This is a genomic window from Burkholderia sp. AW49-1 (assembly GCF_053427845.1).
The window spans coordinates 1-10,201 of record NZ_JBSAXF010000060.1 but is presented as its reverse complement, the minus strand read 5'-3'; the positions used below and the strand labels follow the sequence as shown (position 1 = coordinate 10,201).

At 66.5% G+C, this 10,201-nt stretch carries 9 protein-coding genes; 4 read left to right on the top strand and 5 right to left on the bottom strand.

What is annotated here, in order from left to right; translation table 11 throughout:
- Window positions 1–146: 146 nt before the first annotated feature.
- From ACV22W_RS33160 to ACV22W_RS33140, 5 genes are all read right to left on the bottom strand, one after another.
- Window positions 147–1,421: a tyrosine-type recombinase/integrase gene (locus ACV22W_RS33160; protein ID WP_448023755.1), complete on the bottom strand. Its 1,275-nt coding sequence runs from the start codon at window positions 1,419–1,421 to the stop codon at window positions 147–149.
- 165 nt (window positions 1,422–1,586) lie between these two features.
- Entirely contained in the window at window positions 1,587–1,934 is a 348-nt protein-coding gene (locus tag ACV22W_RS33155; RefSeq protein ID WP_448023754.1) for a hypothetical protein, read from the bottom strand.
- 89 nt (window positions 1,935–2,023) lie between these two features.
- The gene (locus tag ACV22W_RS33150; RefSeq protein WP_448023753.1) at window positions 2,024–2,452 is read right to left on the bottom strand and encodes an ExbD/TolR family protein; all 429 of its coding nucleotides are present in this window, start codon (window positions 2,450–2,452) and stop codon (window positions 2,024–2,026) included.
- The gene (locus tag ACV22W_RS33145; RefSeq protein WP_448023752.1) at window positions 2,449–3,168 is read right to left on the bottom strand and encodes a MotA/TolQ/ExbB proton channel family protein; all 720 of its coding nucleotides are present in this window, start codon (window positions 3,166–3,168) and stop codon (window positions 2,449–2,451) included. The genes ACV22W_RS33150 and ACV22W_RS33145 overlap by 4 nt, the downstream gene beginning before the upstream one ends.
- 10 nt (window positions 3,169–3,178) lie before the next feature.
- A complete protein-coding gene (locus tag ACV22W_RS33140; protein ID WP_448023751.1) occupies window positions 3,179–3,952 on the bottom strand; it encodes an energy transducer TonB in 774 nt (257 codons plus the stop codon).
- Window positions 3,953–4,498: 546 nt separating this feature from the next.
- On the opposite strand from ACV22W_RS33140, the gene ACV22W_RS33135 reads away from it, so the two are divergent.
- The 4 genes from ACV22W_RS33135 to ACV22W_RS33120 all read left to right on the top strand — a co-directional run bounded on the left by ACV22W_RS33135 (window position 4,499) and on the right by ACV22W_RS33120 (window position 9,831).
- Window positions 4,499–6,226 (top strand): methanol/ethanol family PQQ-dependent dehydrogenase, encoded by a 1,728-nt coding sequence (locus ACV22W_RS33135; RefSeq protein WP_448023750.1) that lies wholly within the window; start codon window positions 4,499–4,501, stop codon window positions 6,224–6,226.
- Window positions 6,227–6,308: 82 nt separating this feature from the next.
- Entirely contained in the window at window positions 6,309–7,568 is a 1,260-nt protein-coding gene (locus ACV22W_RS33130; RefSeq protein WP_448023748.1) for a c-type cytochrome, read from the top strand.
- A gap of 75 nt (window positions 7,569–7,643) precedes the next feature.
- The gene (locus tag ACV22W_RS33125) at window positions 7,644–7,961 is read left to right on the top strand and encodes a high-potential iron-sulfur protein (protein WP_448023747.1); all 318 of its coding nucleotides are present in this window, start codon (window positions 7,644–7,646) and stop codon (window positions 7,959–7,961) included.
- Window positions 7,945–9,831: a sigma-70 family RNA polymerase sigma factor gene (locus ACV22W_RS33120; RefSeq protein WP_448023745.1), complete on the top strand. Its 1,887-nt coding sequence runs from the start codon at window positions 7,945–7,947 to the stop codon at window positions 9,829–9,831. The genes ACV22W_RS33125 and ACV22W_RS33120 overlap by 17 nt, the downstream gene beginning before the upstream one ends.
- Window positions 9,832–10,201: the final 370 nt, after the last annotated feature.

Sequence of the window (10,201 nt, the reverse complement as noted above, 5' to 3'; positions counted from 1 at the left end):
AAGACATATGCTGGCGCCCCTCGGTCCCGGACGGCATCAGGTCGCTTGATGCGCCACTTTCACACGACGTCACAGCGTGATTCAAGCGCCCTGGGCTGATCTTCCTCCACCGCTGAACAGTGACTACAACTATTGGCATCATCGGTCTACTTCTTCGCGGGATACGTCTCAGAGATCGATTCCAAGCGGTGCGACAACTGCGTGAGCCACTCGCGCCGTTCCCTGTCATAGGTATGGCGGTTGTAGACGCCGATGATTCCGGGTCTTACATGACCGAGGACCGACTCGGCGATATCATTCGGACATCCCAGCATTGCAAGCAACGTCCGGGTAGTGCGTCGAAGATCGTGAGCTGACCAATGCGTGACGGGCAAACGCGGCCGGTCATACTCCGGAGCGATCTTGCAATATGGCTGATAGTAGTAGACGCCGTGCTGGATCACGGCCTGGTTCATCGACGTTCCGTTCAATGAAGGGAACAGCATGGTTCCCTTGATCTGATCGAGGCGCCGTCGCACAACTACCTCAGCACGCCCTATGAGTGGCACACGCAAATCCGTTGCCTTTTCGTTATTCAGCCCCTTTGTCTTGTGTTTCGGGATAGTCCACCAGAGACCGTCAGCTTCCTCAGCGATCTCGGTGCGCTCCATGGCGACGATCTCGCCGCCTCTCGTGCCGGTCCAAAGATAGAGCGTCAACGCATCAGCAACAGTCGAACTGAAATTCGGCAACCACCGAATCAATGTGCCCAGTTCGTCAATCGAGAGCACTCGCTTCTGGGTCCCCGTGTATATCCCATCGATCTTGCGCCCCTTGCTCTTTAATCGCCCTCTTAGAACATCCTTCCACCAATTCGCCGAATTTTCGGGAAGGCGGCCAGCATCAAGCCCATAATTCCAGGCGCAGCCAAGCTCCATGCGAAGGCGTGCTGCTAGTACAGGCGTCGATCGATACGACTCGAGGAAATCGAACGCCTGGGCGCGGGTGATGGTCGCCGCGCTAGCATCCGCAATAGGCCCGAGCATCGCCTTGAAAATTCGTGCGACCTCAAGCGCACCCTTTGTCTTACGATTTACTTCTACGTGCCCTTCGAGGTAGTCCCGGCACAGCTCCCTGACGGTATAGGAAGTTGGTGATCGACGCGCCGTCGTCTCTGCCCGCTTTCGATGCCGTGCGGAAAGCTCAGTGCCAGAATCACGCTTGATGCGATTCTGTTCCCACGCGGAGATCGCGGCGGCAAATGACATCGCGGGCCACTCGCCGAGCTTGACCTGTCGCATGCGGCCATCGATCGGTGACTTGTAGCGATACGTCCACGACTTGCGGCTCGTCGAAGCTTGGAGGCGAAGTCCCGGAAAGCTCTCGAAGGTCAAGTGCTCACCACTCGGCAGCTTAGACGCGACGCGTGCATCAAAGCGCATTAGTCCCTCGGCGTTTGGTTTCCCGGGAATAGAGTACACGGCGTAGGTTTTCTGTACAACGCACGAAAACCTACGCCGCAGCAGCAAGTTAAGCCGAGCGGAGGCAAGTGCTGACACACTGATTTTGGCCGGATGGAGCCTTAAATACCTTTAATATTCAGTATGTTAAAGACTTCTCCGGAACAGGCCGGACCAAACCGCACAAATCCGAAATTCCACGCTTTTATTCTTCTCGAAGTAGTCGGTCAGTACGCCGCCGTGCTGACGCGTGATGTCCTCGCCGCGAATCGTCTGGACGTTGGCCGGCACGCGCGACAGCGGTGTGCCGATCCCGAGCAGTGGCGTCGTGCCGACGACGACGATCGGCGCGAGCGTCGGCGCATCGACGTTGCCGGCCGGCTCGACCTGCGCCGACGCCGGCGTCAGCCAGCCGCCGAGCATGCCGCCGAAGCACAGCGTGACGCCCGCGCGCCGGGCGACGAAGCGGCGCTTCGCCCCATCCGTTTCCTTCATCTCCACGTCTCCTCTTTTCTTGTCTTGGCGTCGTTATATCGTTGTCCGTACCGATACATCGGCGATCGTCTCAGCCGACGTCGATCACCTCATCGCGCCGCACCTGCATCGCCGTCCGCCGTCGCGATCGCGACATGCACGACACGCGCGCGTCCAATCGACGCGATGACGCCGGCCACGGTGCCGAACGACTCGTTGCGGTCCGCGTGCAGGCTGACGCTCGTCCGCGGGTCGCGCGCGACGCGGCGAGCCAGCACGGCCTCGACCTCGGCCGGCGTGACCGGCGCGCCGTCGATGCGGACCGCGCCGTGCGCGTCGACGGTCACGGTGACGGTCGATGCACGCATGTCGCGCGCCGGGGCGGCCGCCTTCGGCAGGTCAATGCGGATCGCATGCGTCATCAGCGGCGCGGCAACCATGAAGATCACCAGCAACACGAGGACGACGTCGACGAGCGGCGTCACGTTGATCTCGCCGAGCGGTTCGCCCGCGTCGGCTTCGCGGTTATCCGTCCTCATGCCGCCGCCCGACGCACGGCGCCCGCATTGCTCGCGGCCGAGAGCGCGGCATGCGCCGGCGCGTCGATCCTGAAGCGCCGCTGCTCGGCCAGCGCGATCAGGTCCTGCCCGAACTCGTCGAGCCCGGCCGTCACGGTCTTGAGCCGCCGCAGGAACAGGTTGTAAGCCAGCACGGCCGGAATCGCGACGCCGATGCCGATGCCGGTTGCGACCAGCGCCTGGCCGATCGGCCCCGCGATCGCATCGATGCCGTTCGTGGCCGACGCCGTCATCGACTGCAACGTGTGGACGATGCCGAACACGGTGCCGAACAGCCCGACGAACGGCGCGACGTTCGCGATCGACGCGAGCACGGCAAGCCCGCGTTCGAGCGACCGCTGCGCGCGCCGAATCTCGCGCGCGAGCGTGCGTTCGAGCAGATCGCGGCGATCCCACGCGACCAGCGCGGCAGGTGCGTCCGGCTCCGGCGCGTCGAGATCGCGCAATGCGATGCATAAGGCACCCTGCAGGTGCGCGTTCAGGCTGGCGGACGCATCGTCGTCCGTCGGCATCGACAGCACCGGGCGTTCGCCGCGGCGCGCGGCAAAGCGGTGGTTGCCGAGCGCGACGCGCGCATACAGCAGCGTCTTGACGACGATCAGCGTCCAGGTGATCGCCGACAGCACCGCGAGGAGTGCAAACGCGCCGACGACCGCGTAGTGGATGTAATCTGACATGACGGATTCCTTAGTTTCCGAGTTTGAACACGACCGGCACCCTGACCCAGCCGTCGATCGATTCCGTGCCGCGTTTCGCCGGCACGAAACGCCAGTCCATGACCGCCGCGACGGCCGCATCGTCGAGCGCGTCGTGTCCGCTGCTCGCCGACAGCAGCACCTGGTCGGGCCGGCCGTTCGAGAGCACATGCACGTTCAGGAACGTGGTGCCTTCCCAGCCGCGCCGCTGCGCGACGTCGGGATATTCGGGCGCGGGATTGCGCAGGTAGGCCGCCGCGAAGCGCGGAGCGGTAACGGGTTCGGGTGCGGCAGTGGACGGCGCGACCGGCGTCGCATGCGCGGCAACCGTCGCGGTATCCGCCGCTGCATTGTCATGGGCGGGCTGAACCGGTCCCTGCTCCGGCACGGTTCGCCGACGTTCACTGTCCGGCTTCGCCGCCGCAGTTGCCGCAGCGAGCTTCTGCGCAGGACCTGCAAGATCGGCCCGATGTGTTGCGGCCACACTCGGCCCAGCCTCTCGACGGACGACTGTTTCGCGGCTCGAATGCGAAGGCATATGTTCGCGAGCACCCTGCGTCGCGACATCCACCCGCCGATGCGCGCCAGGTTCTGCCACCCGCGTGGATTCGCTCGCGTCCACCTCGACGGCAAGTGCGTGCGGCAGCGTCGAGCGTCCATCAGGCGCCCATGCATGCCACAGCGCGGCCATGATGGCCGCATGGGCGGCGAATACCGCCAGCGCGACGGCTCGCAGCGGCTCGCGTGCGCGCGCGGCCTGCGGCATCTCGATCGTCGCCGCGTACGGGCCGGCAGGCGCGATACCGTAGGCGAGTGCGACCACGCGGCGGCGCTCGCACCTGCGAGCGGCATCGGACAAAATCGGGAGATGCATGGTGGTCTCTGGCTGCGCGGAATCATTTCCGTGTCAAACGGCAAGAAGCATGCCGATATGCGCAACGCCCGGCTGGCTGCCAATCGAAGCCACCTCGCATCGATATGCAACCGCGCATCTGTTGCAGTTCGTGCCACCCCTGTTGCGCCTGTGTCAATTTGGATCAACGAGGCGACGCCTTCGGCCGCGCACCGCAGTGTCATGTTTCGCAACACTCCACCCGCGGCTGTCCCCGAACGCAACACATGGGGATCATCCGCGCCACGCTGCACACGTCGTCGCGGCGCGCACGATCGGCTGCTCCGCCTTGCTCGACAGGGCACGCGCGTCAATGGCATGCGATTTGCGTGACTGGCTGCGCACTGGACCCGGATCCCCACCCTGCCGGCCCGGCCATGTGTTGGCCGCGGTGCGATCACAATGACTCTGGAGACAACCATGAAAAAACTCTCGGCTTCGACGAGCCGACTGGCAACGATCGGAATCGCGGCGGCGGCCGCGATCGCCTTGAATCCCGGCCTGGTGGACGCTGCCGCGGATTATCCGGCCGTCACGTATCAGCGGCTCACGGATGCGCAACGCGATCCGGGCTGGCTCACCTACTACCGCACCTACAACGGCCAGGCGCATTCGCCGCTCAAACAGATCGACGCGTCGAACGTGAAACAGCTCACGCAGGCGTGGAGCTACAAGTTTCCCGCCGAGTTGAAGCAGGGCTTCGAAGCCACGCCGATCGTCAACGGCCGCTACCTGTTCGTGACCACGCCGAAGGACAACGTGTACGCATTCGACGCGGCCACCGGCGCGCAATTGTGGAAATACGAACCGAAACTCGGTGCCGAATCATTCAAGACGGCTTGCTGCGACGTTGTGAACCGCGGCGTCGCGCTGTACGGCAAGAACGTCTACGTCGCGATGCTGAGCGGCGAGGTGGCCGCGCTCGATGCACAGACCGGCGCGCTCGTGTGGAAGAAGCAGATGTTCGAACCGGGGCTCGGCTACGCGTTCTCGCTCGCGCCGCTCGCGCTCGACGGTGCGATCGTCGTCGGCAGCTCGGGCGGCGAATACGGCGCACGCGGCTTCATCGCGGCGCTCAGTCCGAACGACGGCACGCTGCTGTGGAAGCGCTTCACGATTCCTGGCCAGGGCGAGAAGCACGGCGACACCTGGCCCGACGGCATGCAAGCGCACGGCGGCGCACCGGCGTGGTTGACCGGCACCTACGATGCAGCGACGCGCACGCTGTACTGGGGCGTCGGCAACCCGGGGCCGTGGCTTGCCGATCTGCGCCCGGGCGACAACCTGTACTCCGATTCGTTGCTCGCGCTGGATCCGAAGAACGGCGACCTCAAATGGCACTACCAGTACACGAAGCACGACACGTGGGACTATGACGGCGTCAACACACCCGTGCTTGCGACGATCAAGTACAAGGGCAAGGAGCGCGACGCGATCATCCATGCAGACCGCAACGGCTATTTCCATGCGATCGATCGCGACACCGGCAAGCTGATCTATGCGGAGCCGTTCGTGAAGGCGACGTCGGTGACCGGCTACACGGAAGACGGCACACCGATCCAGGATCCCGCGAAGTACCCGAAGGTCGGCACGACGATCGACACGTGCCCGAGCTTCCTCGGCGGCAAGAACTGGTGGTCGGTGTCGTACGACCCCGTGCGCCATCTCGCGATCGTGCCGGCGCTGCATGCGTGCATGAGCCTGTCGGGCAAGTCGGTCAACTACATGGAAGGGCTGCCGTATCTCGGCGAAGGCTTCGAGATCAAGCCCGAGCCGGGCAGCGAAGGCTACGGCGAACTCCAGGCGATCGACGTGAACACCGGCAAGAAAGTGTGGAGCCACTGGAGCAAGCTGCCGTGGAACGGCGGCGTAGCGACGACCGCGAGCGGCCTCGCGTTCAGCGGCTCGCTCGACGGCCACCTGTACGCGTTCGACGTCAGCACCGGCAAGGTGCTGTGGGAGAGCCCGAAGCTCGCGAGCGGGATCATCGCGCAGCCGTCCGTCTTTGAAGTAGACGGCAAGGAGTACGTAGCGGTGCTCGCCGGCTACGGTGGCGCGAATCCGATCTGGGGCGGCCCGATGGCCAAGGCGGCGGACGACGTGCCGCGCGGCGGCACGCTGTACGTGTTCGCCCTCGACCGCGGCTGATCGGCATCCGGCCAGACGTATTGCGCCCGCGCCACTGGCGCGGGCGCCCCTCCCTTTCTCATTTTCAACCGAGCGTACGATCATGAACATCCGACTTTCCCGCCTCGCCGTGGCCTGTGCGCTCGCGGCAAGCACGGCGCTGATTCCGGCGCTCTCCACGGCCGCGACGGCGGTGCGCGTCTGCTCGCTGCCGGGCACGCCGACGGCTGCACTCGACAAGGCCGTCGCCCGCGACGCGTTCCGCACGGCCGGCATCGCCGCGAACTTCTCCGGGCACGACGCGGGCGGCAGCGACGACGACGGCGTGTCCGCGCACGAACTCGCCGGCATCCTCGAACACGATTGCGACGTGCTCGCCGGCTTTCCGCGTTCGGCCATCGCCGACGCATCCGATACGAAACTGCTGTTCTCGCAAGGCTACCTGCGTTCGGGTTACGTGAGCGTCACGCGCCGCGATGCCGGCGCACCGGCCACCGGCCGCGAAATCGTCGCGGCGACCTACGCGAGCCCCGCGCAATTGATCGCGGTTCAACAGAAGAACGCGCGCTTCGATCTCGAGAACACGTCCGAGAAAACGGTCGATGCGGTCGCGCGCGGCCGCGCGCATCGCGCGATCGTCTGGTATCCGGCAGTCGTCGCGTATCAGGCCGCCCATCCAAAACAGGCGTTCCGCATCGGCGCGACGTCGTCGCCGTATGCGGAATGGCAGCTCACGTTTGCGTTCGCGCCGCGCTCGGCCGCGTTGCAGCAACGTATCGACGCGGCACTCACGCAAATGAAGAACAACGGCCGGCTCGCCGCGCTGACCCGGAAGTGGGCGCTGCCCGGCAGCGCACTCGAGGCGCACGAATCGCGCATGCCGTCGCGTTTCCTCGACGGCGCAACGGCGAGCGCAGGCCGCGTGCCCGGTAGCCTGCTGCGCGCGCGCAATGTGCCGGCCGGCGGCGGCTTCATCCGCGTCGGCGCGAGCACCGGTGACGCCGCGCCGTCGTTCGACGCTGCCCAGGTCGCCCACGGCAAGGAAATCTACGGCAATGCGTGCGCAAAGTGCCACGGCGCCGATCTCGAAGGCAACACCGCGCCCGCGTTGAGCGGCCCGTCGTTCGCGCCGTTTTCGCATTCGCACCTGACGATCGGTGGCGTGTTCGGCTACATGGCGACCAACATGCCGGCGGACCAGCCGGGCAAACTGAAGGACGACGAATACGCGGACCTGATGGCCTTCCTGCTCGCGTCGAACGGCTATGCCGCCAGCAAGAACAAGCTGACGGCCGATACCGCACACGCGTCGACCGCGCCGCTCGTCGCCGGGCCCGCCGCGCACAAGGACGCAAGCCAGTAACACCGGGCCAGCGGCTTCGCCACGCGATGCGGGCCGCGCCCTTCCCCACGACATCATCTTCACCAGGAAACGACCGTGACGCACCCAACCTCCCGCAGAACCTTCATCATCCACGCCATCGGCCTGTGCGCGACGCTCGCCGCCGCACGCACCGCATGCGCGGCGCCGCCCCTCGTCGACGAGAACGACCCCGCCGCGAAGACGCTCGGCTATCGCGCGCATGCGTCCAGCGTCGACGCCGCGCAGTTCCCGAAATACCAGGCCGGCCAGCGCTGTGCCAATTGCCGCTTCTACAAGGGCGAGGCGGCGGACACCGCCGGCACGTGTCCGATGTTCGCCGGCAAGCTCGTCGCGGCGGACGGCTGGTGCAACGTGTATGCGAAGCGCGCGTGACGCGTCGCGCGACGGGCTGCCGGCCCGGCACGCACCGGCACCCGCGGCCGGCATCGACGACGGCGCGCCGCCGCACGCGGCCGCGCATCTGCACGCGCTGATCGCGACCGGCTTGTCGCGCGGCTTTGTCACGCGCGCCGACATCATCGACGCGCTGCCCGACGACGATGCGAGCGAATGCGACGTCGACGCGGCCGCCGCCGTGCTCGCTGAACTCGGCATCGCGGTGTCCGACAGCGCCGATACCGCGAGCGGCTGGACGCTCGACCGCTACTTCCGGCCGGCGCCGCCCGCGCGCGCATGGATCGACGGCGCCAGCACGCTCACCGCCGCCGACCTGCTCGCGCCGCGCACGACCGATCCAGTCCGGCTGTACCTGCGCGAGATGGGCACGACGCCGCTCCTCACCCGCGACGAGGAATTCGCATACGCGCAACGCATCGAGCGTGGTCGCGCGGCGTCGGTCGCGGTGCTGTGCGGCGATCCCGACGCGCTCGACGCGCTCGTGTCGATTCGTACCGAGATCGCCGAATGCCGAGCCGCCGCATCGACCTATGTAATCTTCCTCGCCGACGCCACACACGCCGCTCGACGATCCATTGACGCCGATGCAGGCGCCTCGCCTGCCGACGCCGGCGAGCCCGGACGCGACGACGAGGCGCCATCGGAGGACTCGACCTGGCGCGACGCTGTACTGGCACGGCTCGCCCGCATCGACGCATTCGCGGACGGCATTCGTGCCGCGCTGGCCTCGGGCGGCACGGCGTCTGCCGCGTATCGCGCGCACGTACGCGACGCCGCGGCACTGCTCGGCGCGCTGCGCCTGTCCGCCCGCGCACTCGAACGGATGAGCGAACCGTTGCGCAACCGCGCACGCCGGCACCGCGCGCTGCGAGGCCGGCTGGCGCGGTTGCTGGCCGACGTGGGCGTCCCGCCCTCGTTCGCGCAGACGGACCACGACGATCACGCCGGCTGGCTCGCGTCGTGCATTGCCGCGCACCCGGCCTGCGCGCCGACGCTCACGCGACGCGCGGCCGAATTCGTCGACGCACGCATCGCGATCGTGCGCGATGCTCCGGCGTCGGAACTGCCACCCGGCGCGACCGCGGCGCTCGATGCCCGGCTCCGTGCGATCGAACGCGCGATGCAGCCGGCGAAAACGGGCTTGTTCGACGCGAACCTGCGGCTCGTCGTGTCGATCGCGAAGCGCTATCCCGATCGCGGGCTGCCGTTCGCGGACCTGATCCAGGAAGGCAACATCGGCCTGTTGAAGGCCATCGAGCGCTACGACTACCGGCGCGGCTTCCGGTTTTCGACCTACGCGACCTGGTGGATCCGGCAGGCGATCACGCATGCGCTCGCCGACCTCGGCCGCACGATCCGCGTGCCGACGCATACGGTCGATGCGCTGAACAAGCTGACGCGGCTCGCACGTGAGCATCGGCAACGCGCGGGCACGGCTGCGACGCCCGCCGAACTGGCCGTCCACATGGGCGAGCCGGTCGACAAGGTGCGCGACCTGCTTGCGATCGTGAAGGAACCGGTGTCGGCGGACCTGCCGGTTTCGCCGGAAGGCGACATGACGTTCGCCGACGTCGCGCCGGACCTGTCGTCGCCGTCGCCCGAGGACGCCGCCGGCGCCACCCAGTTGCGCAACACGATCGCTGCCGCGATCGACCGGTTGCCGCCGCGCGAGGCGATGGTGCTCCGGCTGCGCTACGGGCTGCACGCGGACGAAGGCTGCTCGCTGCGCGACATCGGCCGCCAGATGAACCTGTCCGCCGAACGCGTGCGGCAGATCGAGGCGTCGGCACTGACGCGCCTTCGTGCATCCGACGCGCTCGGCGTGCTGCGATCGTTCATCGCATAGCGCGGCCTCAGTCCCACGGCGCGCACTTCGTGCGTCGTGCGTCGTTCGTCGTGCGTCGTGTTGACGCCTGCAACACCCGCTGCTGCATTTCGACGCAACGTGCAGGCCGAATGGAACGTCGATCGTTCGATTGCTCATCGCTCTGCAATGCAGATCAATTGTCTAGATCCGCGCGCCGACGTGCACACACGCCTTTCCGGCCGAAGACCCACGCAATTGGCATGCAAGTTGCGTTTCAACGGTCATGCCACACCCAACGATTTCCATGGAGACCATCTTGACCGCCCTCGTATCGATCCTTCAGGAGCGCCGAATCTTCGAACCGACGGCCGACACGCGCGAGCGCGCGACCATTTCCGGCATGCCGGCG